Origin of the sequence: Marivita sp., assembly GCF_020055675.1 — a bacterium.
Classification (GTDB): Bacteria; Pseudomonadota; Alphaproteobacteria; order Rhodobacterales; family Rhodobacteraceae; genus Marivita.
On sequence record NZ_JAIPUS010000007.1, the window covers coordinates 59,785 to 85,890 of the forward strand.

A 26,106-nucleotide genomic window follows, 5' to 3' on the forward strand; every position below is an offset into this window, starting at 1 on the left:
AAACAGAAGATCACCAATCGGAGCAATCCCATGTCGCGTACATCGAAATTCGTCGCCTCTGTCGTCGCAACCTCGAAAGAAGAGCGTCTAGTTCTTCCGTTCCAGCGCGGCACGGCGCGCAAAGCCATGTTCGATCGGCAGAAGGCGGACACCGCCAATGATCCGGTTCGCAAGCTGGCCTGACCCCGCGGGGTAATCCCCCGTCCGGTCCATCCCCTCGACACCCGCAAATGTGGCGGGGTTGTCCTGGCACAGTCGACAAATCCCCAGTTGTCGAAACATTGGTCGCGGAAACGCGGCCAATTTTTCGTGTTTTTTGACGAAGCGTCAGGGTTGGGACAGTGTTGAGGTATCGAAAAGCACCGTCCTTCTGGTGTTGTTGGTGGGGGCCAACGCGGATGTGACCTAAAGCCAAAGGGATCACATGGCTGAAACCTCGACCGATCGCGCGACGGCGGATTTCAATCCCGGCGCCGTCTTGAACGGAATCGCATCGCGCAATGATGCCCCGCCGCGCAAGATGCCGCCGACCCGGACCATCGACGCCACCGCCTTGCGGGCGGATCAGACGATTTTCGATGACAGCTTCACCGTGCCGGCCACGGCAACCTTCGAATCCTGCGCGACCGCGTTTGCGCGCGGGACATTGATTGCCACGGTGATGGGGCCGGTCGCGGTTGAGGATCTTGTGCCCGGTGACCTTGTCGAAACCCATCGCGGGCCACAGCCCGTGGTCTGGAAAGGCAGCACGACCTACCTTCCGAATTTCGCCTCCGACGGAACATCCTTGACGCATCTTCTGCGCCTGCCGGGACACGGCCTGGAACAGAGTGATCTGCTTCTGGGTCCCGCGGCACGGCTGGTGGTGCGCCAGGACAGGTTTGCCGACCTGTTGAATTGCGACGCCGTGCTGGTGCCGGCATCGGATTACGCCGATGGCGACCGCATCCTGCGCGTGACGCCTCCGGGTCCGGTGGAGCTTTATCATGTGGCGGTGCGCCAGCACGCGATCATCCGGGCCAACGGGCACGAGCTCGAAAGCTATCACCCGGGCCGCATGTCCGAAGGAGAGATCGGAACATCGGTCCGCAGGATGATGCAGACGATGTTCCGGCATCTCGAGTCACTGGAAGATTTCGGCGATCTGGCCCTGCCGCGCACGACACGCGCCGTGCTCGACACGCTGCGCGTGGCCTGAGTCAGGCAGAGTCGTCCAGCCGCGCTTCGAGAACGTCGAAGGGAACGCCCGGCTCGTCCTTGGCGCCGCGAATGACCAGCGATGTCTTCACGCTGCCCACGTTGGGCGAGGTCAGAAGATCGCTTGTCAGGAAGCTCTGGAACGTGCTGAGGTCAGGGGCCACGCATTTCAGGATGAAATCCACTTCTCCATTGAGCATGTGGCACTCGCGAACGAGCGGCCAATCCCTGCAACGCTCCTCGAACGCGCGCAGATCCGCTTCGGCCTGGCTTTGCAGCCCGACCATGGCAAAGACCTGAACCTCGAAACCAAGTTCGCGGGGATCGACCTCGGCATGATAGCCGCGGATGAAGCCCTGTTCTTCGAGCGTGCGCACGCGGCGCAGGCATGGCGGGGCCGAAATCCCGACCCTGCGGGCCAATTCGACATTGGTCATGCGACCGTCCGCCTGAAGCTCGGCCAAGATTCTCCGATCAATTGGATCCAACCGATGTGACGGCATTGCAAGCACCTCTGTTTTTTTGGCAATGTTACATCACCGGTGGAAGATGCGCCATATTGTTTCAACATTGCGCAATAATATTAAGGCGGGTCTGACCCTTCGGATAGAACGTGCATCCGTTTGCGAAGGCGTCTCGGGGTGCCTATATCGGAGTTAACGAAATGTTAATCCTGCTGCGACGCGAGGCTGCCCCATGTCCGACACACGCCACACCAAAGTTTTGATCATCGGCTCCGGCCCGGCGGGCTATTCTGCCGGTGTCTATGCCAGCCGCGCCATGCTTGAGCCGGTCCTTGTACAGGGGATTGAGCCGGGTGGCCAGTTGACCACGACAACGGATGTCGAAAACTGGCCCGGCGATACCGAGGTGCAAGGCCCTGACCTGATGGTCCGGATGGAAGCCCATGCCCGGGCAATGGGAACCGATATCATCGGCGATATCATCACCTCGCTCGATCTGTCGAAGCGTCCGTACACCGCGCACTCCGACAGCGGAACGGTCTATACCGCCGATTCGGTGATCCTGGCCACCGGCGCGCGCGCGAAATGGCTGGGCCTTCCGTCGGAAGAGGCGTTCAAGGGGTTCGGCGTGTCGGCCTGTGCGACATGCGACGGGTTCTTTTATCGCGGACAGGAGATCGTCGTGATCGGCGGCGGCAACACCGCGGTGGAAGAGGCGCTGTTCCTGACGAATTTCGCGTCCAAGGTGACCCTGGTCCACCGGCGCGGTGAATTGCGGGCGGAAAAGATCTTGCAGAACCGTCTTTTCAAGAACCCGAAGATCGAAACGCTGTGGCATCACCAGTTGGACGAGGTGGTCGGCACAGACATGCCAAAGGGCGTCGAAGGCGTGCGCGTCAAGCATGTAGAGACCGGCGCCATCACCGAGATCCCGTGCAAGGGTGTCTTTATCGCCATTGGGCACGCGCCCGCGAATGAGCTGGTCAAGGACGTGCTGGAGACGCATATGGGCGGATATGTCGTGACGAAGCCGGACAGCACGGAAACGTCGATCCCCGGCGTGTTCGCGGCCGGCGATCTGACGGATCACAAATACCGTCAGGCGGTCACATCGGCAGGGATGGGATGTATGGCAGCCCTGGAGGCAGAGCGGTTCCTGGCCGAGGCTGGCGACGATTCGGGCAAGGACGTGACCGAGCCACTCGGCTACGGCGCGCCGGTCAAGGAAGGCGCGGATTGAAACGGGCAGGGTTTCCCCTGCCCGTCGCGTTCATCAAAGGCCGGGCGTGATCGCCTGGCCTTTTTCGGGTCAGCGCACCTCGCCACTGGGCGTCGGCGTGTCGGCGGTTTCCACCGGTAGGATCGGATAGACCACTTCGGGCATCTCACCCGTCAGCGCGCCGAGGAAAGCGGTGATGTCGGAGACTTCGTCTTCGCTCAGGTCGGCGCCCAATTGCGAGCTTGCCATGATCTCGACCGCGGTGCGCAGATCCCAGACCACGCCAGAGTGGAAATAGGGGGCGGTCAACGCGATGTTGCGCAACGGTGCCGCACGGAAGACGTATTCATCGTCCACGGTCTCGGTCACGATATACCGGCCCTTGTCCCCTTCGGGCAGGATTTCCGCGCCGGGACGTTCGACAAGACCGAAGGGATAATACCCGTTGCCGCCGAGGTTGATGCCCGAATGGCAGGACGCGCAGCCCGCATCGACGAAAGTCTGCAACCCGCGCACTTCTTCTTCGGTCATCGCGCCGTCATCGCCATTGAGCCACGCATCGAACGGGGATGGGGTGATCAGGGTCGCCTCGTAGGCTTCGATCGCCTTGGCGAAGTTGTCAAAGCTGACGGGCTCGTCTTCTTGGGGGAACGACGCTTCGAACCACTCCACGTATTGCGGCATGGAATTGAGCGTGAGAAGCACGTTGTCCGGCGTATTCGCCATTTCGACACCGGCCTGAACCGGGCCCTTGGCCTGTTCGGCAAGGTCGGGCGCACGGCCGTCCCAGAACTGCGCCTGGTTGAAAACGGCGTTCAAAACGGTCGGAGAGTTGCGCGAGCCTTTCTGCCAACCGTGACCGATCGACACCGGCATGTTGTCATCGCCGCCCGTGGCAAGGTTGTGGCACGAGTTGCAGGAAAACACACCCGATGCCGACATGCGGGGATCAAAGAAGAGTGCCTTTCCAAGGTCGATCTTTTCCGGCGTGATCCGGTTTTCATTGAGCGACGGCACGGTCGATGGGAGCGGCGCGAACATGTCAAGCGCAAGCTCCCGAAGCTCGGTCGAAGCTGACGCTCCATTCGCAATCGCGATTACGGATACAGCCAAAGCTGCGGAGTGACGTAGGGTCGGCATGGTACAAAAAGTCTCCAGATTGAGCCTGAGGTTCGCGCGCCTGTATGGATAATCGCCTTCGGGAAAGGCTGTCCTTGATTGACATCAAATTCCTGCAGCAAAACCGTGGAAATCGTTGCCTGGCCACAAATCCGAGCCCGCCAGACATCGCAACAACCAAAACTGGCGCAAATTCCGCACAATTTTTCGAATTTCAGGTGAACAGGGGCTTGCCGCTGGACTTCGTCTCCATGCCGGGCGTACCCAGCAGCGAAACTTGGCAGTGAGAAGATTTATGTACCCCCGGAACCTTGCCCCGATCCCCGAACTTTTCGTCTCCTATGACAGCGCACAGAAGCTCAAGCAGGAGGCCGGCGATCTGGTCAGCCACGACCTGACGCCGCGGCAGATTTGCGACCTGGAACTGCTGATGAATGGCGGTTTCTTTCCGCTCAAGGGGTTTCTGGGCCAGGAGGATTACGACCAGGTTGTCGACAACATGCGCCTGGCCGACGGGACACTCTGGCCGATGCCGATCACGCTCGATGTGTCCGAAGCGTTTGCCGACGGTCTCGAGATTGGTCAGGACATCGCGCTGCGCGACCAGGAAGGTGTGATCCTGGGCACGATGACGCTGACCGACCGCTGGACACCCGACAAGGCCCGCGAGGCAAAGCAGGTGTTCGGCGCGGATGACGATGCGCACCCGGCGGTGAATTATCTGCACAACACCGCCGGAAAGGTCTACCTGGGCGGGCCGGTCACCGGCATCCAGCAGCCCGTGCATTACGATTTTCGCGGCCGCCGCGACACGCCGAACGAGCTGCGCGCCTATTTCCGCAAGCTGGGCTGGCGCAAGGTCGTGGCGTTCCAGACCCGCAACCCGCTGCACCGCGCGCACCAGGAGCTGACCTTCCGGGCCGCCAAGGAAAGCCAGGCCAACCTGCTGATCCATCCGATCGTCGGCATGACCAAACCGGGCGACGTGGATCACTTTACCCGTGTGCGCTGCTACGAAGCGGTTCTGGACAAATATCCGCAATCCACCACGACGATGAGCCTTCTGAACCTTGCCATGCGCATGGCCGGCCCGCGCGAGGCGGTCTGGCACGGATTGATTCGCCGTAACCACGGCTGCACCCATTTCATTGTCGGCCGCGATCATGCCGGCCCCGGCAAGAACTCGGCCGGCGAGGATTTCTACGGCGCCTATGACGCGCAGGACCTGTTCCGCACACACCAGGAAGAGATCGGCATCGAAATGGTCGATTTCAAACACATGGTCTACGTGCAGGAACGCGCCCAGTACGAGCCGATGGACGAGATCGCCGACAAGGATGACGTGACGATCCTCAACATCTCCGGCACCGAGCTGCGCCGCCGCCTGACCGAAGGGCTGGATATCCCGGAATGGTTTTCCTTCCCCGAAGTGGTGGCCGAATTGCGCAAAACACGCCCGGCCCGGTCTCAGCAGGGGTTCACCGTGTTTTTTACCGGTTTTTCGGGGTCCGGAAAATCCACGATCGCCAATGCCCTGATGGTCAAGTTGATGGAGATGGGTGGGCGGCCCGTGACGCTGCTGGACGGAGATATCGTGCGCAAGAACCTGTCGTCCGAACTGGGGTTCTCCAAGGAACACCGCGACCTGAATATCCGCCGGATCGGCTATGTCGCGTCCGAGATCACCAAGAATGGCGGCATCGCCATCTGCGCGCCGATCGCACCCTATGCGACGACCCGGCGCGCGGTGCGTGAAGATGTCGAACAGTTCGGCGCCTTCATCGAAGTGCATGTCGCGACCAGTATCGAGGAATGCGAACGCCGCGACCGCAAGGGGCTTTACAAGCTCGCACGTGAGGGCAAGATCAAGGAGTTTACCGGGATTTCAGACCCCTATGATATGCCCGAGACCCCCGAACTGCGCGTCGAGACCGAGAATGTCGATGTCGACAATTGCGCGCATCAGGTCATCCTGAAGCTCGAAAGCCTTGGGCTGATCGCGGCACAGTAACCTTTTGGGTGTGCGCCCATGCTGACCATTGCGCTCACCTCGATCCCGCCTCGGTTCGGCACGCTGGCCAAGGTGACGCAGCGCCTGTTGGCGCAAACCATGCCGGTGCGGGTGGTCGTGTCGATCCCCCGCCGATATCGCCGGTTCCCCGGTGTGGTGCCGGACCCGGATCTGCCACCGGGGGTGATCCTGCGCCGGACGCCCGAGGATTACGGACCGGCGAGCAAGCTGCTGGGTGTTGTCGAGGATCCCGAGGTCAACGACATCCTGTACTGCGACGACGACTGGCTCTACGCGCCAACCTGGGCCGAAGCCCTGACCACGGCCCGGTCTGGCCCGGGTATGGCGGTGGCTGCATCAACATTCCCGGTGTCGCGCATCAAGCGCAGCGCACAGCCCCGCCTGGACCGGGTGGCACAGGGATTTGCCGGCGTTCTGGTCAATCGCGACATGTTCCAACCCGATCTATTTCATCTGCCGGACGCCGCCTTTGCAACGGACGACATATGGCTGTCCGGCTACATGGCGGCACGCAATATCTCGGTCGTGCCGGCACCGGCAGCCCGGGCGCTCTGTGCGCCTGTCCCGGTGGAGGGTCCGCAACTGCAAGACAGTCAGGTGGGGGGCGTGTCACGCGCCGGGGCGAATATTGCATGTGCCGATGCCCTGACACGCCTGTTCGGGGTCTGGCCGGCAGCCGATACCGATTGATGTCAGCGCGCCAGCCGTGTGCGCAGGCGGTGTCGTCACCCATGCCCGCAAGACACCAAAGGCGCGGGGACCCGCGCCTTTGACAGTGTCAGTGCACCGTTACAGGTGCGAAATCATTCTCGCGTGCCAGCATGAAGGCCAGCTTTTTGTCCTTGACGAGGGCGAGGCGTTCACCGTCGGCGCGATGCACCGCGTAGATCGTTTCCTCGTTGCCCAGCTCGTCCTGCACGTCTTCGGGCAAGTCAGCCACGGCGACCGGGCGGACATAGACAAGGTTGGATTGATCTTCATCCTTGAAGTTGAACGGCGTATTCATGGTCTATCCCTTCTTGATCTGGATTGTCTGCACCACGGTCTCCGGGCGCTGCAACGTCAGGTCGACATGCAGCAGGCCGTTTTCCATGACGGCTTCTCCAACTTCGACGCCATCGGCGAGGACGAAACTCCTCTGAAACTGCCGCGCCGCAATCCCGCGATGCAGGAAGACACGGTCGGCGGATTCGTCCACTTGCCGCCCCCGGATGACCAGTTGTCTGTCTTCGACAGTGATGCCGAGATCTTGTTCCCGAAAACCGGCAACGGCCAGCGTGATGCGGTATGACCCGTCTGACGTCTGTTCAATATTGAAAGGCGGGTAGCCTTCGCTGCCGGATTTCGCGGTGCGTTCCAGCAAACGCTCGAGTTGTTCGAACCCGAGCAGATGGGGATAGGATCCCAAGGTCAATTTCGTCATCGACACGTCCTTTTCGTAAAGCGACTGTGTAGGGTGGCCCCGTTATGGCGACCGATACAGAGGAATATGGGGAAGCGACCGGCAAGACGCAAGGGCTTTGCGAAACGGCGGAATACCGCTATTATCCGGGTCCCGGCTATATCCAAGGACTGTCTGACGTCATGAATGCCCATAACGATCTGTCGATGAAGACCGATGATGTGCTGCGCGTGGAGCTTGAGGTGTTCCGCCGCGAACATCGGGACCTTGACGAGGCCATACGCGCGATGCAGGCCGCCAGCACCGCTGACCAATTGACACTCCAACGGCTCAAGAAGAAGAAACTGGTGCTCAAGGACAGGATCGCGCAGATCGAAGACCGCCTGTTGCCCGATATCATCGCCTGAGCCGCGATGGTCTGCGCGAGTTGCCCCGCGTTGCGATCCGGCTATAGTGCGCGCTCCAATTCCTGAAGGGGCCAATGCACCATGCCGCAACCGATCAAAGTAGGCATCATCATGGGATCGCAATCCGATTGGCCCACGATGAAAGAGGCCGCAGACATGCTGGACAGGCTGGCGGTCGCGTATGAGACAAGGATCGTGTCGGCCCATCGGACGCCGGATCGGCTCTGGGACTACGGAAAGACAGCTGTCGACCGGGGGTTGCACGTGATCATCGCCGGCGCCGGCGGTGCGGCGCATCTTCCCGGCATGATGGCGTCCAAGACGCGGCTGCCGGTGATCGGCGTTCCGGTGCAGACGCGCGCCCTGTCGGGCGTTGACTCCCTGTATTCGATCCTGCAAATGCCGCGCGGATTTCCGGTGGCGACCATGGCCATCGGTGCGGCAGGTGCGGCCAATGCCGGTCTGATGGCAGCCGGGATGCTCGCGCTGAACGATCCCGACCTGGCCACACGGCTGGACACATGGCGCGCTGATTTGTCGGCATCGATACCCGACGCCCCCTCTGACGACGGATAATACGCATGACCCTTCCGCTTCCCATCGGATCAACCATCGGCATCATCGGCGGCGGTCAACTCGGACGCATGTTGTCGGTCGCGGCCAGTCGGCTCGGCTTTCGCTGCCATGTTTTCGAACCCGGGGCACAGTGCCCGGCAGGCCAGGTGGCGGACCAGGTGACGACGGCGCCTTACGACGACGCCGATGCGCTGCGCGCCTTCGGGCACGCCGTCGATGTCATCACCTACGAGTTCGAGAACATCCCGACCGACGCGCTGGACCTGTTGCAGGACCTGGCCCCGATCCACCCGGGGCGCGAGGCGTTGCGGATCAGCCAGGACCGGCTGACGGAAAAGATGTTCCTTCAGGAACTCGGTCTTGCGACCGCGCCCTTTGCCGATGTCACCGACGCCGCCTCTCTGGAGACCGCGATTGCGCGAATCGGCACGCCGTCGATCCTGAAAACCCGCCGGTTCGGATACGACGGCAAGGGACAGGTGCGGATCACCGACCCCGCGGCCGCGGCACAGGCGCTCGAAGACATGCAGGGCGCTCCCGCGATCCTTGAAGGCGTCGTCGATTTCTCGCATGAGGTGTCGGTGATCGCAGCGCGCAGCCTCGATGGCGCGGTTGCGGCCTTCGATCCGGGCGAGAACCTGCATGAGGACGGCATCCTTCGCAGCACGACCGTCCCTGCCCGGCTGAGCCATGCGCAACAAACCGATGCGGTTCTGCTGGCCGCGAAGATCGCCAACGGGCTGACCTACGTCGGAGTTCTGGGCGTCGAGCTCTTCGTCACACCCGCCGGCCTGATCGTGAACGAGATCGCGCCCCGTGTGCATAATTCCGGGCATTGGACGCAGAATGCCTGTGCAATCGACCAGTTCGAACAGCATATCCGTGCGATCGCAGGCTGGCCGCTTGGTGATGGTCAACGCCACATTGACGTGGTGATGGAAAACCTGATCGGCGACGACATGGACCGGGTGCCGGTTCTGGCCCGGACGCCCGATTGCGCGCTGCATCTTTACGGCAAGGCCACGACCAAGCCCGGTCGCAAGATGGGCCATGCGAATTTCGTCAAGCGGCCCTGATCTTCTCCGGTTTCAAAATATCCCGAGGAGTTTGAGGGGCTGGCCCCTCAATCCCTCAGGAACCGCTCGGCCACCGGCCCGGTGAGATGCGCCACCGTGCCACCGGCGATCGTCGCCACCACGCGGCGGCTGTCGGGCTCAAGCACGATCAGGTCGGCGCGATTGCCGGGCACCAGGGTGCCGCGATCCGTCAGGTCCAGCAGCGCGGCAGGCCCCGAGGAGACCAACCGCCACGCGGTCGCGACATCGCACAGGCCAAGCTCAGCGAGCCGGAACGCGGCGCGCAGGGGCGAGGGATAGTGATAATCGGATGCCAGCGCATCGCACAGGCCCGCCGCAACAAGGTCGGCAGCGGCGATATTGCCCGCATGACTGGCCCCGCGCACCACGTTGGGCGCGCCCAGAACGATATGTGCACCATCGGCGCGCGCGGCGGTTGCGGCCTCCAGCGTTTCGGGAAATTCGCTGACCCATGCCCCGCGTCCGGCCCAGAGCGCGCGGTCCTCTTGCCTGCGGTCGTCATGGCTGCCGATGACCACACCGCGTGCAGCCAGACGGGCGCACAGCGCGTCCAGCGCCGCCGGCACCTCGGCGGACCGGGCATGCAGATCCTGCATCAAGGCCAGATGCGCCTCGGGGCTGCGCCCGCTTTTGAGCGCTTGTCCCGTCAGGCGGGGCGGCTTTCGCCCCTCGGACAGGCGCTGATGCGGGAGGTGATCGTTGAACACGACATAGTCGATCCCGAAGCGGTCGATCGCCGCCTCTGCGCGGCCAAACGCATCGACCAGATGGGTTTCAAGCCGCAATTGAACGCGCAGGTCGATGGGCAGCGTTGTCCGTATCTCGCTGACATGGCCGAAGACATGTTCGGCAAAATCGGGGCCACGCATGCCGCCTTCCCAGGAAAAGAACTGCGCCAGGACGGCGGTGGTGATGCCGTTGGCGGCAAGCTCGGAGGCGGTGGCGATCACACCATGTTCCGCCTCTCGCAGGGCGCCGCGGCGCGGGGCCATGTGCCGCTCGAAGCCGTCACCATGCGGATCGACGATACCCGGCAGGATCCAATAGCCCGACAGGTCCACCTCACGCGGGGCGGCCACGTCGGTGACCAGGCCGCCCTGCACCGACAGAGGCGCCTCGGACCAGCCATCGGATCCGAGCGTCGCGGCCCCGACAAAGGTGCAGTCCAGCGTCATGGCGTCACTCCGGGCACAGGCCAAGGATACAGGCGACCTCGGCAGAATTGACCGTCTCGGTCCAGTCCAGTTCGGGATCGAACCGACCGGTCCGCAGGAACAGGTCAACCTGCGCGATCACCGACGGGGCCTGCATGATGAAGGTGTGGGTGACAGGCATCGTCAGATGCGAACGCATGCCCTTGACCTTGGTGGAAGCGACCGACACCTTGCCGTCATCCGGACCCGGGATCATGTTCGAGAAAATCAGGTTGAGCGACCGCGTTCCCGCGATCACCCCCAGGTCGAAATCCACCGGCGGCAACGATCTGGGAAGGTCGCTTGCCGCGGTGCCCAATTGCAGGCCCGCCGGACCGTTGAGCCATGCAAACAGCTCCAGCCCTTCGAGTTCATCCACAAGTTCGCTGCCCTGATTCGGCGGCGCGAGCATGACCACGCGCCCCAGGGTGTCGGGCCGATTGCCCTGAAGCCAGACGCGCAGCAGGATGCCACCCATCGAATGGGTGACGAAATGGACCCGGTCCGCGCCGCAATCGGCCACGGCCTGCGGCAGGGTTTCCTCGACCAGCGTCTGAATGCGCGCGCTGGTCGAGGGATATCCAGGCGCCTTGACCGTGTATCCCTTTGCCTCGAGCACCGATTGCATCAGCGCGAACGAGGTTTCGGTCCGTGCCAGACCGTGCAGCAGGATCACGCAATCGGCCCGCGCCCGGGTGGCGGGAAGGCTGCTGGCCGCAGCGGCAAGGACGAACAGGAGGACACGGATCATGGGTGTCAGATACGCCCTGACTGCACCAATAGGAAGGGGTCCGGCCCCTAGCGGCGCGACGTCACGGTCAGAAGCACACCGCCCAGCACCAGGGCCGCCGATATCAGCAGTCGCGATGTGATCTGTTCGGACAAGAAAACCGATCCTCCCAGGATCGCGATCACCGGAACCGTCAACTGGGTCACCGCCGCCGTCGTTCCGCGCAGCCGCGGCAGCACCGTGTACCACAACGCGTATCCCAGCCCCGAGGTGACGGCCCCCGCAAGAATCGCCATCGACAGGCCAAACGCCGTTGCTCCGGCAAGGTCCAGCCTGTCCGAGACGGCGCTGGTCGCCAGAGCCCCGACGACGGCAACGGCTGCCGCGACGCAGAAATTTGCAGCCGTTGCGCCAAGCGCGTCGGAAGCACCGCGCCCGCCGATGGAATAGACCCCCCAGGCGATCCCGGCGAGGGCCATCAGCCCCGCATGCCACAGGCTTGGCGTGGCGGCATGGCCCGGCCAGAGCAGCCAGACGAGGCCGGCAAATGCCACGCCGGCCCCGAGCCAGCGGCGCAAGGCGGGACGTTCCCCCCGGATCAGCGCCTCGGTGAACATGGTGATCTGCACCAGTCCGAACAGGATCAAAGCGCCCAGACCGGCATCGAGGCTTTCATAAGCCAATGAAAAGCCGAAGATATAGACAAACAGAGCGGTCACTCCAACAGCGCGCCCCGCGCCTCCAAGCTCGAGCCGGCGGTCTCGCAAGAGGACCAGCGTGGCGAGCATGATCGCTCCGGCACAAAGCCGGATGACACCAAAGCTCAGCGCGTCGATATCTCCGTCCGACAGCGCCAGCCGGTTCAGGATCGAGTTTGCCGCGAAGGCCACCATGGTCAGGCAGGTAAGCAGAACGATCTTCATGCGTGTGCGTAGCGCGCCAAGTCTGACAAGACCAGACGCCTTTTTGCCAGGTCTGCCTGGGCCGGCACGCGCAACCTTGCCATACCCGGAAACGAACAAAGGCACCCGAAGGTGCCTTTGTCCTGCCCAGAGGGCATTTGCATTCGCGTGTCCCGAGGGACAGCGGCTGATCTTACATCATGCCGCCCATGCCGCCCATGTCGGGCATGCCGCCGCCACCGGCGCCTGCGCCTTCTTTTTGCGGCAGGTCGGCAACCATCGCTTCGGTGGTCACGAGCAAGCCGGCAATGGACGCCGCGTCTTCCAGTGCGGTGCGGACAACCTTGGCCGGGTCGATCACGCCGAACTTGAACATGTCGCCATATTCGTCGGTCTGCGCGTTGTAGCCGAACTTGAGGTCATCGCTTTCGCGGATCTTGCCGGCCACGACGGACCCGTCGACACCCGCGTTTTCCGCGATCTGACGCAGCGGCGCTTCGAGTGCCTTGCGCACGATGGCGATACCGGCATTCTGGTCGCTGTTGGCCCCTTCGAGGCCGTCGAGCGTCTTGGCGCCCTGCACCAGGGCAACACCGCCACCCACGACAATGCCTTCCTGAACGGCAGCGCGTGTCGCGTTCAGCGCGTCATCGACACGGTCCTTGCGCTCTTTCACTTCGATCTCGGTCATGCCGCCAACGCGGATGACAGCAACACCGCCTGCGAGTTTCGCAACACGTTCCTGCAGCTTTTCACGGTCGTAGTCAGAGGTGGTTTCCTCGATCTGGTTGCGGATCTGGGTGACCCGTGCCTCGATCTCGGACTTGTCGCCATGACCGTCGACAATGGTGGTCTCGTCCTTGGTGATCGAAACGGTCTTGGCCGTGCCGAGCATATCCATCGTGACGTTTTCCAGCTTCATGCCGAGATCGTCGGAGATGACCTGACCGCCTGTCAGGACAGCGATGTCCTGCAGCATGGCCTTGCGACGGTCGCCGAAGCCGGGAGCCTTGACGGCCGCGATCTTGAGGCCGCCGCGCAGCTTGTTGACCACGAGGGTCGCCAGCGCTTCGCCTTCAACGTCTTCCGCGATGATCAGCAGTGGCTTCTGCGACTGGATCACCTGCTCGAGCAGCGGAACCAGCGGCTGCAGCGAGGAGAGCTTCTTCTCGTGCAGCAGGATCATGCAGTCTTCCAGCTCAGCGATCATCTTGTCCGAGTTGGTGACGAAATAGGGGCTCAGGTAACCACGGTCGAACTGCATGCCTTCGACAACATCGGTCTCTGTTTCGAGGCCCTTGTTCTCTTCGACGGTGATGACGCCCTCGTTGCCGACTTTCTGCATCGCATCCGCGATCTGGCGGCCGATCTCGGCTTCGCCATTGGCGGAGATGGTGCCAACCTGTGCGACTTCGGCGCTGTCTTCGACGGGGCGCGCGGCAGCCTTGATCGCTTGCACGACCTTTTCGGTCGCCAGGTCGATACCCCGCTTGAGGTCCATCGGGTTCATGCCGGCGGCAACCGCCTTCATGCCTTCCTTGACAATGCCTTGGGCCAGCACGGTCGCGCTCGTCGTGCCGTCACCGGCTTCGTCATTGGTGCGGGACGCGACCTCTTTCACCATCTGGGCGCCCATGTTCTCGAACTTGTCTTCCAGTTCGATTTCCTTGGCGACGGTCACACCATCCTTGGTGATACGCGGCGCGCCAAAGGACTTGTCGAGCACCACGTTGCGGCCCTTCGGGCCCAGCGTCACCTTGACCGCATCGGCCAGGATGTTGACGCCTCTCAGCATACGGGTGCGGGCGTCTGTATCAAATTTTACGTCTTTTGCAGACATCTCATAGTCTCCACTAAATTAGTCAGAGTTTGTGTTCGCGATCACAACGGGCGTTCAGGCAGCTTTCGCTTCCGCGTCGTCCGAAATGATGCCGAGGATGTCCATCTCCTTCATGATGAGGAGTTCTTCGCCATTGACTGTCACCTCGGTGCCAGACCATTTGCCAAACAGGACCTTGTCGCCTTCTGCAACGGCCATCTCGATCAGCTCGCCACTATCCTTGCGCGCACCATCGCCACGCGCAACAACCACGCCTTCTGCGGGCTTTTCCTTGGCGCTATCGGGAATGATCAGGCCACCGGCAGTTTTATCGTCGCTCTCAACGCGACGGACCAGCACGCGGTCATGAAGCGGTTTAAATGCCATCTTCGAGTCTCCTTACTCAAAGGTTTCCACCAGGCCCCCCGCGGTTCGAGGGGCCGTTATCACTCACCGAAGTCGAGTGATAACGAAGTGTAGTTAGGGAGGCTCGCGCGACGTGTCAACAGCGTTGTCGTCAAAATTTGACCGGGCGCAGCGCAGCCGCGCCCTGTGCGTCAATGGCTGGGTGTCCGCTCGGCCCAGCCGGCGAAAATCTTCTCAAGCGCGACCACCACATAGTACAGCAGGATGCCCATCAGAGCGAGCGCGATCAGCACCGCGAACATCAGCGGATAATCCGAATTCGTCTTGCCGGAATCGAACAGCGCCCCAAGCCCCCGCCCGTGCGGCGAGACGATTTCCATCAGGTTGGTCCCGATAAACGCAAGTGTCACGGCCACTTTCAGCGCCCCGAAGAATTCCGGCAATGTCTTGGGAAGCGCGATCTTCCAGAAAATCGTGGTCTGGGACGCGCCCAGCGACCTCAGAATGTCGCGATATTCCGGTTCCAATGTGCTCAGCCCGATGGAGACGGACACGGCGATGGGAAAGAACGAGATCATGAAGGCGATCAGGATCGTGTTGAAGTTGTGCTCACCGACAAAAAGCAGCGCCACGATGGGGACCACCGTGGCCTTGGGGATCGCGTTGAACCCCACGAGAAGCGGATAAAGCGCATCGCGCATGAGTTTGGAGAACCCCATTATCATGCCGAGAAGAACGCCGAACACGATCGCAAGGACCAGCCCGACCACCGTGCGCCACAACGTCTGCCACCCCATCACGAGGAAAAGCTCCCAGTACTGGGCATAGGCCGGCGGCAGATCGGACGGAGAGGCCATCACGTAGTCGGGCCAGCCGTTTGCCCAGACAAGCATTTCCCAGACCAAACCGAAGATGACAATTGCCGCCATCGGCACGAGGATTTGGCGCAGTTTCATGATGCCGCCTCTTCGACGCCGCTGCGTCCCTGTGCGATCTGGATCTGGCGGCGGAGGATGTTCAGCGCCTCGGCCGACTCGCTGGTATAGAGCTGTTCGATATCGCGCTCTGCGGTCAGATGCACATCCATCACATACTGCGTGCGCGCAGGACGGCCGGACAGCACCACGACCTGATCGGCCAGGAAAATCGACTCGCGCAGGTCATGCGTGATGAGAACGCCGGTGAACGGTTCTTCCGATTTCACCTTGTGCATTGTTTGCCAGAGGTCTTCACGGGTGAACGCATCCAGCGCGCCGAACGGTTCGTCGAGGATCAACACCTCGGGTTTGTGAACGATCGACCGACACAGCGACGCGCGCTGGCGCATGCCGCCGGACAGTTCGCTCGGGCGTTTGTCCTCGAACCCCTCAAGCCCGACCAGGGAAAGCAGCTTGCGCGCGCGGTCTTCTTTTTTTCTTTTCGACATCTTCGTCGGGACAATTTCGAGCGGCAGGATGACGTTCTGCAGGATGGTGCGCCATTCAAGCAGGACCGGGTTCTGAAACGCCATGCCAACGGTCGATTTCGGCCCCTTGACAAGCTCGCCATGCAACCAGACCTCGCCGGCGTCGGGTTTCATCAAACCGGCCACCAGCCGTGTCAGCGTGGATTTCCCGCATCCCGACGGGCCGACGACAGCCGCAAATCCGCCCTCGGGCACCTTGAGCTCCAGCCCGTCAAGGACCGGAAGAGGCCCGTCCTTGGTTTGATAGGCGTGTCGGACACCCCTGATTTCGATGAGATTTTCAGACACGCATGCGGCCTTTTTCTTGTGGGCTGCCCGGACCTGTCCGGACAGCCGGCATGGTTATTTCAGCATCCGCGCCGACGCATCGGGAAGGTAGGCATCGGTGAAGTACAGGCTTGCATCGGGCTCATTCTGAAACTCGTAGGTTTCGGCAAGCTGCTCGAGCGCCTTTTCCATGCGGTCCGCTTCGATCCCGCCCATGCCGTTTTCCATCGCGTACTCCGTGGCGACATTGGCCTCGATCGACAACTCCAGACGGCGCTGCTCGAGATCGGCATCCGCCGCCGGGTTGCGTTCAACAAGGCTTTCGATGGCAGAGGCCGGATCGGCAATCGCGTCTTTCCACCCCGCGGCAACCGCTTCTAGAAAGCCCGTGATCAGCGCCGGATTGTCGGCCGCGAAATTGGTGTTGACGATGATCGCGTTGCCATAAAGCGCCACTCCGTGATCCGCCATCAGGATGGTAGAGATATCGTCCTCCGGCACGCCAAGACGCACGAGGTTCAGATAGGACGAGAAGGAAAACCCGGTCACCGCGTCCACGTTTCCTTCGGCCAGCATCGGCTCGCGGGTGGGAAAGCCGACCGGCTCGACCGTGATCGCGTCGACATCCAGATCATTGGCCGTTGCGAAGGCCGGGAACTGCGCCCAAGCGCCATCGGGCGGTGGCGCGCCCAGAACCTTGCCTTCGAGGTCCTTGGGCATTTCAACGCCAAGGGATTTCCGGCCCACGATGGCAAAGGGGGGTTTGTCGTAGATCATCATCGCCGCCGTGACCGGGGCGCCGGGATTCTGGTCGAGAAACTTGATGAGCGAGTTGATATCGGCAAAACCCACCGGAAACGCGCCTGTCGCGACTTTCGGGATCGCATCGAGCGAGCCTTGACCGGCGGAAATCTCGACGGCGAGGCCCGCCTCCTCGAAATGCCCGTTGTCGATCGCGGCGAAATACGGCGCGGCCGGACCTTCGAATTTCCAGTCCAGCGCAAACGGGAAATCGGCTTGGGCAAAGGCTGCGCCCGCCATGCTCAGTGTTGCGGCCACTGCCGCGAGTGTGTGTTTCAGCATAAGGAGACTCTCCAAGTTTTGTCGGGGCAAGCTGTGCGATCCCTGCGCAAAACGAAATACCAGCGCGGAGTTCAGGTGCCCAACACCGCCGCTTCACGCCCTCTGCGCACAATTATTAATCAAATGCCGGGCATTTACGCAAGGTTCATCTCCACGGGGGCTCTCAACCCGCGTCCCTATCCAGACTGCCGGCCCAGTCCACCAAACCCTGATGCCCGCTCGGGGTCAGGGCATAAACGCCTTTTTCCACCTTGCGAAACCAGCCGTAGTGATTGTCGCGCATCAGCGTCGTGGCATTGCGCACCCCGGTCGCCTTGGCCACATGCGCGCCTTTTTCGGCCCCCGTCTCGGCAAGGTACATTGCGCAGCGCAGCGCGTCCTGGCGGTAGGCGGTGACGATTCCGTGGCGCGTCGCCCCACCGGCATTGGGGTCGCCCTGCAACCTCGCGAATTCACGCAGGAGCGTGTTGCGCTTGGTCCGGCTGCGGCGCGGAGTGTAGGGGCCGGGATCACATTGCGGCTCGACCATGCCATCGTCCCGCACCGTCAGAAACCCGAGGCCCAGCCTGCGGCACAAGACGCGATTCTCGCGCAAGGCGCGGCGCGCGTTGCGGCCTGTCGGTTTGGGCACCGCGAGATAAACCAGGTCCGTCATACGCAGCCGCGCCACCGCCTGATGGTACAGCGTGAGATTCAGGCGCAGTTTCAACTCCACGATCACCGGGTCTTCGTCGCCCCGCACGGCCACCATGTCGGCCTTGCCGACCTCTCCTTTCACGGTAAAGCCCTGCGCCTCCAGGTAAGCTTTGATCGGCGGATAGAGGTCTGCTTCGCGGTTCATGGCCTATCAATGCGCGACCGCCTTGCCGCTGGCAAGCGCAGCGCCTAGCTTGGATGTATCCAGCCTCGAAAGGACAGTCCGATGATTGCGCGCGTCGTCTCGATTATGTGTTTCCTCTGTCTCGCCCAGCCGGCGCTGGCGGTCTGTTCCGGGACGGATCTGCGCACCACCCTGAGCGCCGACGAACAGGCACAGCTGGACAAGGTGCTTGACGACACCGTGTTCGCCGAAGGCAACCACTGGAAGGCCACGCGCGGCGACAGCACGCTGCACCTGATCGGCACCATGCATCTTGACGATCCACGGCTTGCCGCGCCGGTGTCCCGCCTGCGCGAGACAGTAGAGGCCGCCGATCTGTTGCTGCTCGAAATGACAGCCGAGGACGAAAAAGCGTTGCAACAAAGCCTGAGCACCGATCCGAGCCTTTTGATCATGCCCGATGCGACCCTGCCCGAATTGCTGAGCGAAGACGAATGGGACCAGATGTCCGAGGCTTTCAGGGCGCGCGGCGTGCCACCCGCCATGGCCGCACGTTTCCAGCCTTGGTATGTCTCGCTGCTCCTGGCGGTGCCGCCCTGCGCCAATTTGCAAGACATGTCATCCGGGGGCCTGGACGCCAAACTCGAAGCCATTGCGCGCACTGCGGATGTGCCCCGCGCGGCGCTGGAGGATGTGAACACGGTGTTTGCCGCCTTCGCCGGCCAGCCGCGCAAGACCCAACTGGACATGATGCTGTCCTCTCTGGTCGATCCGGCGGTCAGCGAAGACCTGTTCGCGACCTTGCTGGCCAGCTATTTCGACGAAGCCACCGCCGAGGGCTGGGCGGTGTCCGAAATCCTCGCCCAACGCTACAGCCCGATTGATCCCGATGCGGCCGCCGACGTGTTTGCCACCATCGAACAGGAGATGCTGGTTGACCGGAATCGCGCCTGGCTTCCCGTGTTGCTGGACGCGACACGGGCCAATGAAAGGGTCGTCGCCGCCTTCGGCGCCGCCCACCTGCCCGGAGCCGATGGCGTTCTGGCCTTGCTTCAGGCTGAAGGGTTCACGCTCGAACGGTTAGCCTTCTGAGGATACCCTGCCGCGCACCTGGCTGTCATCCTTGAGCAGGAGCGCCAGCGCCCCCATGGTGATGCCCAGCCCGACAAGGATCAGCGCCGGCGGCAAGGGCCGGCCCAGCGCCATTTCCCAAAGGATGACCCAGCTTGGCGTGAGATAGGTATAGGCCATGACCTTGGCTGACGGGAGGCGCAGGCTGGCATATTGCAACAACAGGAAGGTCGATGCGGTGGCCGCGATCGCGGTGTAGCCAATCGCGATCCAGACGATCGCCGGAAGCGTCGCCCACTCTGTCGCCACCATCGCCGGGGCGCCGACGATCACCAGCAGGATCGCCCCGGCCATCAGCGTGCCGAAGGTAAAGACCGCCGGCCGTTCCCCCCGGTTCAGCGTCGGCACCAGCGGGGTATAGACCGCGTGCGCGATACAGCCGACGAAAAAGATCGCCTCGCCCCGGCCGATGCCAAAGTTCAGCATCCGTTCGAAATCGGCGCGAAAGATCACCCAAAGCGCCCCCAGCGCGCCCAGGCACAGCGCCAGCGCCATCCGCCCGGTCAGAACCTGCCGCAGGAGCAGCCAGCCGAACCCCGCCGCCATCAGCGGGGTCAGCGTGAACACCGCCGCCATCGACACCGGCGCCCCGGTCTTCAGCCCCTCGAACATCAGCACGAAATAGGTGGAAAAGAACACCGCCAGCACAAGGTACCGCCACGGTGCGCGAAACGCCCCCCGGTCAAAGCCGCCGGTCGCCATGACAAGCACGCCCAGCAGCGCCGCCGCCAGCACGAAGCGCACCGCGTTCAGGGCTTGCGGCGCGATATGCGGCGCCGCCATCGAGCCAAGCGAAAACGACCCCGCCACAAGGGCCGAAAAGGCGAGCATCGCCAAATGGCCGCGCTTTGCCTCTGTCATGTCAGGTTCCCGCGATATCGAACTCTTTGACCGCCGCCTTGAGGTAGGCCAGCAGCGTCTGCACCTTGGCTGTGCGATGCAGATCGACATGGGTCACCAGCCAAAGCTGTGCCGCCCACTCCGCCAGCGGCGGCATCACCGTGACGAGGTTCGGATCAGCCTCGCCCTGACGCAACGGCAGGAACCCGATCCCGGCCCCGCTGCGCACAGCCAGGTTCATGCTATTGGTGTCGGTGGTGCGGAACACGACCCGGTCATACGGCACCTTGGACCGCAACCATTTCTGGTACGGCGCCCGCCCGTCGGGATTGTCATGGGCGACAAAGATGTGGTTGACCAGATCGCCCTCGTCCTTGGGCAACCCGCGCTCGGCAACATAGCTCCTGGAGGCATAAAGCCCGATCTTGAGCTCGGTCAACGGCTGCACCACGTTGTCCGGCTCGTCGGGCGCGGTGCCCGCGCGGATGGCCACATGCGCCTCGCCGTATTCGAGACGGAACACGCGGGCATCGGTCAGGTAACGCAGAACGACATCCGGATATTCCGCCTTGAAATCCGCCAGCACCGGCACGAGGAAATCGGACAGCTCGACGATGGACGTGATCATCAATTCGCCGCTGACCTCGGATCCACGTCCCTTGATACGGCCGACAAGCTGCTGCAACTGATCCTCGGTGGTCTGCGCCACGCGGGCCAGGTCAGCGCCGGATTCGGTAGGGGTATAGCCCCGCGCATGGCGCTGGAACAGCTTGACCCCCAGCCGCGCCTCGAGCGCATCGATATGCCGGATCACGGTGGCATGGTGCACCCCCAGAACGTCGGCGGCCCCGCTGACCGTGCCCTGCCGCGCGACCTGATAGGCCGTCCGTACTTCGTCCCAATGTTCCATAGCCTGCCTTTGTGCAAATGCTCACACTTAATGCGCATTTCTTTCTATATCGTGCAAAAATACAATCTCTATAAGGAGAAAACAAGTCAAAGGCTTCTCTGATCGGAATACCTCCCACATGACCAATACTGTTCTGCGCATCGACGCCTCCGCGCGCCACGACGGCTCTGAAAGCCGGGCCCTGACACAACGCATCCTCGACCGGCTTGCGCCCCAGAGCGTCATCCAGCGCGACCTGGCCACCGCGATCCCGAGCCTCGACGCCGATTGGCTGGCCGCCAGCTGGACCCCCGAGGATCAACGCAGCGACGCCCAGCGCGAAAAGCTGGCGCTGTCCGACAGCCTGATCGCGGAACTCAAGGCCGCCGATACGCTGGTCATCGGCACACCGATTTACAATTTCGGTATCCCGGCCCCGCTCAAGGCATGGATCGACCAGATCGCCCGCGCCGGCGTCACCTTCCGCTACACCGAAGCCGGGCCCGAGGGCTTCATGACCGGCAAGCGCGCCATCATCGCCATCGCCTCGGGCGGAACGCAGGTCGGGTCCGATATCGACTTTGCGAGCGGCTATCTGCGCCACATCCTGGGCTTCATCGGCATCACCGATGTCCAGATTGTTGCGGCCGACCTGCTGATGATCGACGCCGAGGCCTCTCACGCAAAGGCAAACGCGGCGCTCGAAACGCTCGCGGCCTGACCGAAAAACGGCGCGCGGCTTGACTCTGCGCGCCGATCCGGCCTAAACGCCTTACAACTCCGGGAAGCGCGACTTTCCGGTCCCTTGGACCCGGTCCGGGATCGCCCCCCACCAGCGTGTTACGCCCGTGGGGGCAAAACTGTTTGTTTGCGTCCCTTGCGGGACGACACGTTTGGCATAGGCGCTGCTGGCCCTTACATCGGGGGCAGACCCAGCGGCAAAGGAGGCGAAAGCCCATGTTTGAAAATCTGTCCGACCGCCTCGGCAGCGTCTTTGACCGGCTGACCAAACAGGGGGCGCTGTCCGAGGATGACGTCAAGACCGCGCTGCGCGAAGTGCGCGTGGCCTTGCTCGAAGCGGATGTCTCCCTGCCCGTGGCACGCGATTTCATCAAGGCAGTGCAATCGAAGGCAACCGGGCAGGCGGTGACGAAATCGGTCACGCCGGGCCAACAGGTCGTCAAGATCGTGCATGACGAGCTGAAGCACGTGCTGACCGGGGATGAAGACCCCGGCGCCCTGAAAATCGACAACCCGCCGGCACCGATCCTCATGGTCGGCCTGCAGGGCGGCGGCAAGACAACCACCACCGCCAAGATCGCCAAGCGCTTGAAAGAGCGCGACGGCAAGAAGGTTCTCATGGCGTCGCTCGACGTGAACCGCCCCGCCGCAATGGAACAATTGCAGATCCTCGGCACCCAGATCGGCGTCGATACCCTTCCCATCGTCAAGGGCGAGGATCCGGTCGCGATTGCCAAGCGCACCAAGACGCAGGCCAGCCTCGGTGGCTATGACGTCTATATGCTCGACACCGCCGGCCGGTTGTCCATCGACGAAGAGCTGATGGCGCAGGTCGAAGCGGTGCGCGACGTCACCACCCCGCGCGAGACGCTGCTGGTGGTCGATGGCCTGACCGGTCAGGACGCGGTGCACACGGCGGAAAACTTCGACGACCGCATCGGCATCAGCGGCGTCGTCCTCACCCGGATGGACGGCGACGGGCGCGGCGGCGCGGCCCTGTCGATGCGCGCCGTGACCGGCAAGCCGATCCGCTTTGTCGGCCTGGGCGAAAAGATGGACGCGCTGGAAACCTTCGAGCCGGACCGGATCGCGGGCCGCATCCTCGGCATGGGCGACATCGTCAGCCTCGTGGAAAAGGCGCAGCAGACGCTGGAAGTCGAACAGGCCGAGCGCATGATGAAGCGCTTCCAGAAGGGTCAGTTCAACATGAACGACCTCAAGATGCAGCTCGAGCAGATGATGAAGATGGGCGGCATGGAAGGCATGATGGCGATGATGCCGGGCGCCCAGAAGATTGCCAAGCAGATGGATGGCGCGGGCATCGACGACAAGATGCTGCGCCAGCAGATCGCACTGATCCAGTCGATGACCAAACGCGAACGCGCCAACCCGCAACTCCTTCAGGCCAGCCGCAAGAAACGGATCGCAAAAGGTGCGGGACTCGAAGTCAGCGACCTCAACAAGCTGCTCAAGATGCAGCGACAGATGTCGGACATGATGAAGAAGATGGGCAAGATGGGCAAAGGCGGCATGCTCAAACAGACCATGAAGGGCATGTTCGGCAAAGGCGGTACGCCCGAAGACATGGATCCCGGCCAGATGGACCCCAAGGCGCTGGAACAGGCCGCCAAAAAGATCGGCATGGGCGGCATGCCCGGCATGGGTGGCGGCGGCGGCCTGCCGCCCGGTCTCAGCGGGTTCGGGAAAAAGAAATGATGTCTTCTTCTCTTTCCAAATATGCAAACACCCGGCCTGCCGCAGGCATGACGCGCAGCCTGCTGGCTCACGGCGCAGCCCGCACCGCGAAACTGCCGCGCGCCAGCGCGACATTTTGATCGCATGACCGACGCACCCGTCCTCACCACAGCGCGTCTGCGCCTGCGCGGCCACAGCCGGTCCGACCTGGACAGGCTGTGTGACCTGATGGGCAGCGATCACGCGCGTTTCATGGGTGGCCCCGTTCCGCGAAAGGACGCGTGGCGCTGGCTGGCATCAGAGGTGGCGATGTGGAACCTGATGGGCCACGGCGCCTGGGGGATCGAGACGTCCGACGGCCGTTTCATCGGTCAGGTCGGCCTGGTGCAACCGCCGCATTTTCCGGAAGTCGAAATTGGCTGGATGCTGCTGCCCGAGGCCGAAGGCAAAGGCTACGCCTTCGACGCGGCCAGCGCGGCGCGCGACTGGGCATGGGACCAGGGTTTCGAAACCCTGGTCAGCTACATCACCCCCGAAAACACCCGCTCCCGCGCTCTGGCTGACCGGCTCGGCGCGACGCCCGATCCGGATGCGCCCCTGCCTGACGGCGAAACAGCCAAGGAAATCATCGTCTACCGCCACAGCCCCGACGACAGCGACGGCAGCCCGGAGGCCTACGCATGAGCGCACCGGGAACGCAGGCGCAAGCGCCTTCGAAGGCGCTTGGACCGCGGTTTGCAAACCGCGTCGCAAGCCTTTTCGAAAAGGCTTGCCGCGCATGAGTCTGACCAATGCCCCTACCCTCGAAACGGATCGCCTGATCCTGCGCTCGCCGGCAAAACGCGACGCGGAGGCGATGATCGCCTTCCTGATGGATGACACCCGCGCGGCGGGGTTCGGGGGATACACCAACCGCCCGGACTCGTGGCGCTGGTTCGCGCTCAACCTGGGCCACTGGCACTGGCACGGCTACGGCTATTTCACGATCGAAGACAAGGCGACGGGCAAACCCGCCGGTATCTCAGGCATCTGGAATCCCGAAGGCTGGCCCGAACCCGAGGTGGGTTGGGTCGTCTTCGACGGGTTCGAAGGCAAGGGCATCGCGTTCGAGGCTGCGACCCGTGCGCGTCGCTGGGCCTATGACGATCTCGGATTCACCACGCTGACCTCCAACATCGTGCCGGGCAACACCCGCTCGATCCGCCTGGCCGAACGCATGGGCGCCGTCTACGAACGGACCTACCACAACCCGAACATGGGCGAAGACCTGCTCTACCGCCATCCGGGACCGGAGGCGCTGGTATGAGCTTGGACATCCCCGTTCTCGAAACGCAGCGCCTGGAGATGCGCGCGCCTGAACCCGAGGATTATCCCGATTTCAAGGCAACCTTCGCATCCTATCGGTCCCGCTTCATGGGCGGGCCGCTCAATGGATACGAGGCGTGGATGCTCTATGCCGCCGAAATCGGTCATTGGGAAATCCGCGGTTTCGGCATGTGGATGGTGCACCTCAAGGACAGCGGCGAGACCGTCGGCATGGCGGGTGGCTGGTCGCCGGCGAAATGGCCCGAACGGGAAATCGCCTGGATCATCTGGCCGGACCGCGCCGGCAAGGGCTACGCGCTCGAAGCGACGCATCGCGTCCGGAGCCATTTCTACGAAGATCGCGGCTGGGACACCGCCGTGAGCTATCTCGACCCCAAGAACCTCGACAGCATCCGCCTGGCGGAACGGCTGGGGGCGCGCAAAGATCCGGAGGCGCCCTCGGTCGATGGCAGCGATGTCGTCTACCGCCATCCTGCCCCGGACGCCCTGCGTGGCACGCAACTCGCGCATGGCATCGACATGGAAATCGCGCATTACCAGGACCCTTTATTCAAACCGAAAGGCTGGGCCATTGACTGATATTGGGACTGACATGACCATTGATCCCGTGACCCGCGCGGCCGAACTGCTCAAGGGCCATCGCGACAGCATCGACAGGCTGGATGCGATCCTCGTGTTCACCCTGGCCGAACGGTTCAAACACACGCAGGCCGTTGGCGAGCTGAAAGCGCGCCACGACCTCCCGCCCTCAGACCCCGCGCGCGAAGCACGACAGATCGCGCGGCTCGAAGAGCTTGCGGCTCAGGCCGACCTGGACCCTGAGTTCGCCAAGAAATTCCTGAATTTCATCATTCAGGAAGTCATCCAGCACCACCAACAGAAACAATCCTGACGGGCCTCCCGTCACTCTGGAAAATCAGGAGAATACCACATGGCTATCAAGATTCGTCTCGCCCGCAGCGGCTCAAAGAAGCGCCCGTTTTACCGCATCGTGGCCGCCGACACGCGGATGCCGCGGGACGGCCGCTTCATCGAAAAGCTGGGCACCTATAACCCGCTCTTGCCGAAAGACAGCGAAGATCGCGTCAAGATGGATGCCGAGCGCATCAAGCACTGGATGGACCAGGGCGCAAAGCCGACCGACCGCGTGTCGCGCTTCCTCGAAGCGGCCGGCGTCGTCGAAAAGAAAGAGCGCAACAACCCCAAGAAAGCCACCCCGGGCAAGGCTGCCCAGGAACGCGCCGAAGCCAAGGCTGCAAAAGCGGCCGAAGCGGCAACCGACGCGGCATCCGCGGACTGATCGCGGACCGCTCTTGCAGATGGCTG

Annotated in this window: 32 protein-coding genes; 17 read left to right on the top strand and 15 right to left on the bottom strand. The window is 62.7% G+C overall.

The window, feature by feature from the left end:
- Positions 1-30 precede the first annotated feature (30 nt).
- Positions 31-183: a hypothetical protein gene (locus tag LCF59_RS06920; RefSeq protein ID WP_292286718.1), complete on the top strand. Its 153-nt coding sequence runs from the start codon at positions 31-33 to the stop codon at positions 181-183.
- A gap of 241 nt (positions 184-424) precedes the next feature.
- Positions 425-1,198, top strand: coding sequence for a Hint domain-containing protein (locus tag LCF59_RS06925; RefSeq protein WP_292286719.1), 774 nt, complete (start codon positions 425-427; stop codon positions 1,196-1,198).
- A 1-nt stretch (position 1,199) separates the two neighbouring features.
- Here the strand turns inward: LCF59_RS06925 and LCF59_RS06930 are convergent, their stop codons facing one another.
- Complete coding sequence (locus LCF59_RS06930) at positions 1,200-1,700, bottom strand: Lrp/AsnC family transcriptional regulator (protein ID WP_292286720.1); 501 nt, start codon at positions 1,698-1,700, stop codon at positions 1,200-1,202.
- A gap of 193 nt (positions 1,701-1,893) precedes the next feature.
- Here LCF59_RS06930 and trxB point away from each other — a divergent pair, with 193 nt between their 5' ends.
- The gene (trxB, locus tag LCF59_RS06935; RefSeq protein WP_292286721.1) at positions 1,894-2,901 is read left to right on the top strand and encodes a thioredoxin-disulfide reductase; all 1,008 of its coding nucleotides are present in this window, start codon (positions 1,894-1,896) and stop codon (positions 2,899-2,901) included.
- Positions 2,902-2,970: 69 nt separating this feature from the next.
- Here the strand turns inward: trxB and LCF59_RS06940 are convergent, their stop codons facing one another.
- Positions 2,971-4,020 carry a cytochrome-c peroxidase gene (locus LCF59_RS06940; RefSeq protein ID WP_292286722.1) on the bottom strand — a complete coding sequence of 350 codons (1,050 nt, stop codon included), beginning with the start codon at positions 4,018-4,020 and terminating at the stop codon, positions 2,971-2,973.
- Between the two features lie 74 nt (positions 4,021-4,094).
- Here LCF59_RS06940 and LCF59_RS06945 point away from each other — a divergent pair, with 74 nt between their 5' ends.
- The 3 genes from LCF59_RS06945 to LCF59_RS06955 are packed head-to-tail and all read left to right on the top strand — an operon-like array spanning position 4,095 to position 6,721.
- Positions 4,095-4,286, top strand: a complete 192-nt coding sequence (locus LCF59_RS06945; protein ID WP_292286723.1) for a hypothetical protein — start codon at positions 4,095-4,097, stop codon at positions 4,284-4,286.
- An 8-nt stretch (positions 4,287-4,294) separates the two neighbouring features.
- Positions 4,295-6,010 (top strand): bifunctional sulfate adenylyltransferase/adenylylsulfate kinase, encoded by a 1,716-nt coding sequence (locus tag LCF59_RS06950; RefSeq protein WP_292286724.1) that lies wholly within the window; start codon positions 4,295-4,297, stop codon positions 6,008-6,010.
- Between the two features lie 18 nt (positions 6,011-6,028).
- The gene (locus LCF59_RS06955; protein WP_292286725.1) at positions 6,029-6,721 is read left to right on the top strand and encodes a hypothetical protein; all 693 of its coding nucleotides are present in this window, start codon (positions 6,029-6,031) and stop codon (positions 6,719-6,721) included.
- An 88-nt stretch (positions 6,722-6,809) separates the two neighbouring features.
- On the opposite strand, the gene LCF59_RS06960 is transcribed toward LCF59_RS06955, so the two are convergent.
- A complete protein-coding gene (locus LCF59_RS06960; RefSeq protein ID WP_292286726.1) occupies positions 6,810-7,037 on the bottom strand; it encodes a DUF1150 family protein in 228 nt (75 codons plus the stop codon).
- Positions 7,038-7,040: 3 nt separating this feature from the next.
- Positions 7,041-7,454, bottom strand: a complete 414-nt coding sequence (locus LCF59_RS06965) for an Hsp20 family protein (protein ID WP_292286727.1) — start codon at positions 7,452-7,454, stop codon at positions 7,041-7,043.
- 161 nt (positions 7,455-7,615) lie between these two features.
- Between LCF59_RS06965 and LCF59_RS06970 the strand changes: the two genes are divergently transcribed.
- The 3 genes from LCF59_RS06970 to LCF59_RS06980 all read left to right on the top strand — a co-directional run bounded on the left by LCF59_RS06970 (position 7,616) and on the right by LCF59_RS06980 (position 9,492).
- Complete coding sequence (locus LCF59_RS06970) at positions 7,616-7,840, top strand: DUF465 domain-containing protein (protein WP_292286813.1); 225 nt, start codon at positions 7,616-7,618, stop codon at positions 7,838-7,840.
- 81 nt (positions 7,841-7,921) lie between these two features.
- Entirely contained in the window at positions 7,922-8,416 is a 495-nt protein-coding gene (gene purE / locus LCF59_RS06975) for a 5-(carboxyamino)imidazole ribonucleotide mutase (RefSeq protein ID WP_292286728.1), read from the top strand.
- Positions 8,417-8,421: 5 nt separating this feature from the next.
- Positions 8,422-9,492: a 5-(carboxyamino)imidazole ribonucleotide synthase gene (locus LCF59_RS06980; protein WP_292286729.1), complete on the top strand. Its 1,071-nt coding sequence runs from the start codon at positions 8,422-8,424 to the stop codon at positions 9,490-9,492.
- Positions 9,493-9,539: 47 nt separating this feature from the next.
- Here the strand turns inward: LCF59_RS06980 and LCF59_RS06985 are convergent, their stop codons facing one another.
- The 9 genes from LCF59_RS06985 to LCF59_RS07025 all read right to left on the bottom strand — a co-directional run bounded on the left by LCF59_RS06985 (position 9,540) and on the right by LCF59_RS07025 (position 18,179).
- The gene (locus LCF59_RS06985; protein ID WP_292286730.1) at positions 9,540-10,688 is read right to left on the bottom strand and encodes an alpha-D-ribose 1-methylphosphonate 5-triphosphate diphosphatase; all 1,149 of its coding nucleotides are present in this window, start codon (positions 10,686-10,688) and stop codon (positions 9,540-9,542) included.
- A 4-nt stretch (positions 10,689-10,692) separates the two neighbouring features.
- Positions 10,693-11,457 carry an alpha/beta fold hydrolase gene (locus LCF59_RS06990; protein ID WP_292286731.1) on the bottom strand — a complete coding sequence of 255 codons (765 nt, stop codon included), beginning with the start codon at positions 11,455-11,457 and terminating at the stop codon, positions 10,693-10,695.
- 47 nt (positions 11,458-11,504) lie between these two features.
- The gene (locus LCF59_RS06995) at positions 11,505-12,359 is read right to left on the bottom strand and encodes a DMT family transporter (protein WP_292286732.1); all 855 of its coding nucleotides are present in this window, start codon (positions 12,357-12,359) and stop codon (positions 11,505-11,507) included.
- Between the two features lie 172 nt (positions 12,360-12,531).
- The gene (gene groL / locus LCF59_RS07000; RefSeq protein WP_292286733.1) at positions 12,532-14,178 is read right to left on the bottom strand and encodes a chaperonin GroEL; all 1,647 of its coding nucleotides are present in this window, start codon (positions 14,176-14,178) and stop codon (positions 12,532-12,534) included.
- Positions 14,179-14,232: 54 nt separating this feature from the next.
- A complete protein-coding gene (locus LCF59_RS07005; protein ID WP_292286734.1) occupies positions 14,233-14,544 on the bottom strand; it encodes a co-chaperone GroES in 312 nt (103 codons plus the stop codon).
- Between the two features lie 170 nt (positions 14,545-14,714).
- Positions 14,715-15,482 carry an ABC transporter permease gene (locus LCF59_RS07010; protein WP_292286814.1) on the bottom strand — a complete coding sequence of 256 codons (768 nt, stop codon included), beginning with the start codon at positions 15,480-15,482 and terminating at the stop codon, positions 14,715-14,717.
- On the bottom strand, positions 15,476-16,276 hold the full coding sequence (locus LCF59_RS07015; RefSeq protein WP_292286735.1) for an ABC transporter ATP-binding protein: 801 nt from the start codon (positions 16,274-16,276) through the stop codon (positions 15,476-15,478). Before LCF59_RS07015 ends, LCF59_RS07010 begins: the two co-directional genes overlap by 7 nt.
- Positions 16,277-16,330: 54 nt before the next feature.
- Positions 16,331-17,296 (bottom strand): ABC transporter substrate-binding protein, encoded by a 966-nt coding sequence (locus LCF59_RS07020; protein ID WP_292286815.1) that lies wholly within the window; start codon positions 17,294-17,296, stop codon positions 16,331-16,333.
- Positions 17,297-17,501: 205 nt separating this feature from the next.
- The gene (locus tag LCF59_RS07025; RefSeq protein ID WP_292286736.1) at positions 17,502-18,179 is read right to left on the bottom strand and encodes a DUF2161 domain-containing phosphodiesterase; all 678 of its coding nucleotides are present in this window, start codon (positions 18,177-18,179) and stop codon (positions 17,502-17,504) included.
- A gap of 81 nt (positions 18,180-18,260) precedes the next feature.
- On the opposite strand from LCF59_RS07025, the gene LCF59_RS07030 reads away from it, so the two are divergent.
- On the top strand, positions 18,261-19,250 hold the full coding sequence (locus tag LCF59_RS07030; protein ID WP_292286737.1) for a TraB/GumN family protein: 990 nt from the start codon (positions 18,261-18,263) through the stop codon (positions 19,248-19,250).
- On the opposite strand, the gene LCF59_RS07035 is transcribed toward LCF59_RS07030, so the two are convergent.
- Both LCF59_RS07035 and LCF59_RS07040 read right to left on the bottom strand, forming a co-directional pair.
- A complete protein-coding gene (locus LCF59_RS07035) occupies positions 19,239-20,150 on the bottom strand; it encodes a DMT family transporter (protein ID WP_292286738.1) in 912 nt (303 codons plus the stop codon). The two genes, LCF59_RS07030 and LCF59_RS07035, sit on opposite strands and share 12 nt — an antisense overlap.
- A gap of 1 nt (position 20,151) precedes the next feature.
- Positions 20,152-21,039 carry a LysR family transcriptional regulator gene (locus LCF59_RS07040; protein ID WP_292286739.1) on the bottom strand — a complete coding sequence of 296 codons (888 nt, stop codon included), beginning with the start codon at positions 21,037-21,039 and terminating at the stop codon, positions 20,152-20,154.
- A gap of 118 nt (positions 21,040-21,157) precedes the next feature.
- Between LCF59_RS07040 and LCF59_RS07045 the strand changes: the two genes are divergently transcribed.
- The 7 genes from LCF59_RS07045 to rpsP all read left to right on the top strand — a co-directional run bounded on the left by LCF59_RS07045 (position 21,158) and on the right by rpsP (position 26,080).
- Positions 21,158-21,739, top strand: a complete 582-nt coding sequence (locus tag LCF59_RS07045; protein WP_292286740.1) for an NAD(P)H-dependent oxidoreductase — start codon at positions 21,158-21,160, stop codon at positions 21,737-21,739.
- 236 nt (positions 21,740-21,975) lie between these two features.
- Entirely contained in the window at positions 21,976-23,475 is a 1,500-nt protein-coding gene (gene ffh, locus LCF59_RS07050) for a signal recognition particle protein (protein ID WP_292286741.1), read from the top strand.
- A 123-nt stretch (positions 23,476-23,598) separates the two neighbouring features.
- A complete protein-coding gene (locus tag LCF59_RS07055; RefSeq protein WP_292286742.1) occupies positions 23,599-24,138 on the top strand; it encodes a GNAT family N-acetyltransferase in 540 nt (179 codons plus the stop codon).
- A gap of 94 nt (positions 24,139-24,232) precedes the next feature.
- Positions 24,233-24,760: a GNAT family N-acetyltransferase gene (locus LCF59_RS07060; protein WP_292286743.1), complete on the top strand. Its 528-nt coding sequence runs from the start codon at positions 24,233-24,235 to the stop codon at positions 24,758-24,760.
- On the top strand, positions 24,757-25,359 hold the full coding sequence (locus tag LCF59_RS07065; RefSeq protein WP_292286744.1) for a GNAT family N-acetyltransferase: 603 nt from the start codon (positions 24,757-24,759) through the stop codon (positions 25,357-25,359). The genes LCF59_RS07060 and LCF59_RS07065 overlap by 4 nt, the downstream gene beginning before the upstream one ends.
- Positions 25,360-25,372: 13 nt before the next feature.
- Complete coding sequence (locus tag LCF59_RS07070; RefSeq protein ID WP_292286745.1) at positions 25,373-25,672, top strand: chorismate mutase; 300 nt, start codon at positions 25,373-25,375, stop codon at positions 25,670-25,672.
- 39 nt (positions 25,673-25,711) lie between these two features.
- Positions 25,712-26,080 carry a 30S ribosomal protein S16 gene (rpsP, locus tag LCF59_RS07075; protein WP_292286746.1) on the top strand — a complete coding sequence of 123 codons (369 nt, stop codon included), beginning with the start codon at positions 25,712-25,714 and terminating at the stop codon, positions 26,078-26,080.
- Positions 26,081-26,106: the final 26 nt, after the last annotated feature.

Bases quoted from the DNA above. Each gene is read 5' to 3' on its own strand.
- groL (WP_292286733.1), bottom strand. From the start codon at position 14,178: ATGTCTGCAAAAGACGTAAAATTTGATACAGACGCCCGCACCCGTATG.
- LCF59_RS06960 (WP_292286726.1), bottom strand. From the start codon at position 7,037: ATGAATACGCCGTTCAACTTCAAGGATGAAGATCAATCCAACCTTGTC.
- LCF59_RS07005 (WP_292286734.1), bottom strand. From the start codon at position 14,544: ATGGCATTTAAACCGCTTCATGACCGCGTGCTGGTCCGTCGCGTTGAG.
- LCF59_RS06950 (WP_292286724.1), top strand. From the start codon at position 4,295: ATGTACCCCCGGAACCTTGCCCCGATCCCCGAACTTTTCGTCTCCTAT.
- LCF59_RS06955 (WP_292286725.1), top strand. From the start codon at position 6,029: ATGCTGACCATTGCGCTCACCTCGATCCCGCCTCGGTTCGGCACGCTG.
- rpsP (WP_292286746.1), top strand. From the start codon at position 25,712: ATGGCTATCAAGATTCGTCTCGCCCGCAGCGGCTCAAAGAAGCGCCCG.
- purE (WP_292286728.1), top strand. From the start codon at position 7,922: ATGCCGCAACCGATCAAAGTAGGCATCATCATGGGATCGCAATCCGAT.
- LCF59_RS07040 (WP_292286739.1), bottom strand. From the start codon at position 21,039: ATGGAACATTGGGACGAAGTACGGACGGCCTATCAGGTCGCGCGGCAG.
- LCF59_RS07020 (WP_292286815.1), bottom strand. From the start codon at position 17,296: ATGGCGGGCGCAGCCTTTGCCCAAGCCGATTTCCCGTTTGCGCTGGAC.
- LCF59_RS06980 (WP_292286729.1), top strand. From the start codon at position 8,422: ATGACCCTTCCGCTTCCCATCGGATCAACCATCGGCATCATCGGCGGC.
- LCF59_RS07030 (WP_292286737.1), top strand. From the start codon at position 18,261: ATGATTGCGCGCGTCGTCTCGATTATGTGTTTCCTCTGTCTCGCCCAG.
- LCF59_RS07025 (WP_292286736.1), bottom strand. From the start codon at position 18,179: ATGAACCGCGAAGCAGACCTCTATCCGCCGATCAAAGCTTACCTGGAG.
- LCF59_RS06930 (WP_292286720.1), bottom strand. From the start codon at position 1,700: ATGCCGTCACATCGGTTGGATCCAATTGATCGGAGAATCTTGGCCGAG.
- ffh (WP_292286741.1), top strand. From the start codon at position 21,976: ATGTTTGAAAATCTGTCCGACCGCCTCGGCAGCGTCTTTGACCGGCTG.
- LCF59_RS06920 (WP_292286718.1), top strand. From the start codon at position 31: ATGTCGCGTACATCGAAATTCGTCGCCTCTGTCGTCGCAACCTCGAAA.
- LCF59_RS06925 (WP_292286719.1), top strand. From the start codon at position 425: ATGGCTGAAACCTCGACCGATCGCGCGACGGCGGATTTCAATCCCGGC.
- LCF59_RS07070 (WP_292286745.1), top strand. From the start codon at position 25,373: ATGACCATTGATCCCGTGACCCGCGCGGCCGAACTGCTCAAGGGCCAT.
- LCF59_RS06965 (WP_292286727.1), bottom strand. From the start codon at position 7,454: ATGACGAAATTGACCTTGGGATCCTATCCCCATCTGCTCGGGTTCGAA.
- LCF59_RS07035 (WP_292286738.1), bottom strand. From the start codon at position 20,150: ATGACAGAGGCAAAGCGCGGCCATTTGGCGATGCTCGCCTTTTCGGCC.
- LCF59_RS07060 (WP_292286743.1), top strand. From the start codon at position 24,233: ATGAGTCTGACCAATGCCCCTACCCTCGAAACGGATCGCCTGATCCTG.
- LCF59_RS06995 (WP_292286732.1), bottom strand. From the start codon at position 12,359: ATGAAGATCGTTCTGCTTACCTGCCTGACCATGGTGGCCTTCGCGGCA.
- LCF59_RS07045 (WP_292286740.1), top strand. From the start codon at position 21,158: ATGACCAATACTGTTCTGCGCATCGACGCCTCCGCGCGCCACGACGGC.
- LCF59_RS06990 (WP_292286731.1), bottom strand. From the start codon at position 11,457: ATGATCCGTGTCCTCCTGTTCGTCCTTGCCGCTGCGGCCAGCAGCCTT.
- LCF59_RS07065 (WP_292286744.1), top strand. From the start codon at position 24,757: ATGAGCTTGGACATCCCCGTTCTCGAAACGCAGCGCCTGGAGATGCGC.
- LCF59_RS06970 (WP_292286813.1), top strand. From the start codon at position 7,616: ATGAATGCCCATAACGATCTGTCGATGAAGACCGATGATGTGCTGCGC.
- LCF59_RS06940 (WP_292286722.1), bottom strand. From the start codon at position 4,020: ATGCCGACCCTACGTCACTCCGCAGCTTTGGCTGTATCCGTAATCGCG.
- LCF59_RS06985 (WP_292286730.1), bottom strand. From the start codon at position 10,688: ATGACGCTGGACTGCACCTTTGTCGGGGCCGCGACGCTCGGATCCGAT.
- trxB (WP_292286721.1), top strand. From the start codon at position 1,894: ATGTCCGACACACGCCACACCAAAGTTTTGATCATCGGCTCCGGCCCG.
- LCF59_RS07055 (WP_292286742.1), top strand. From the start codon at position 23,599: ATGACCGACGCACCCGTCCTCACCACAGCGCGTCTGCGCCTGCGCGGC.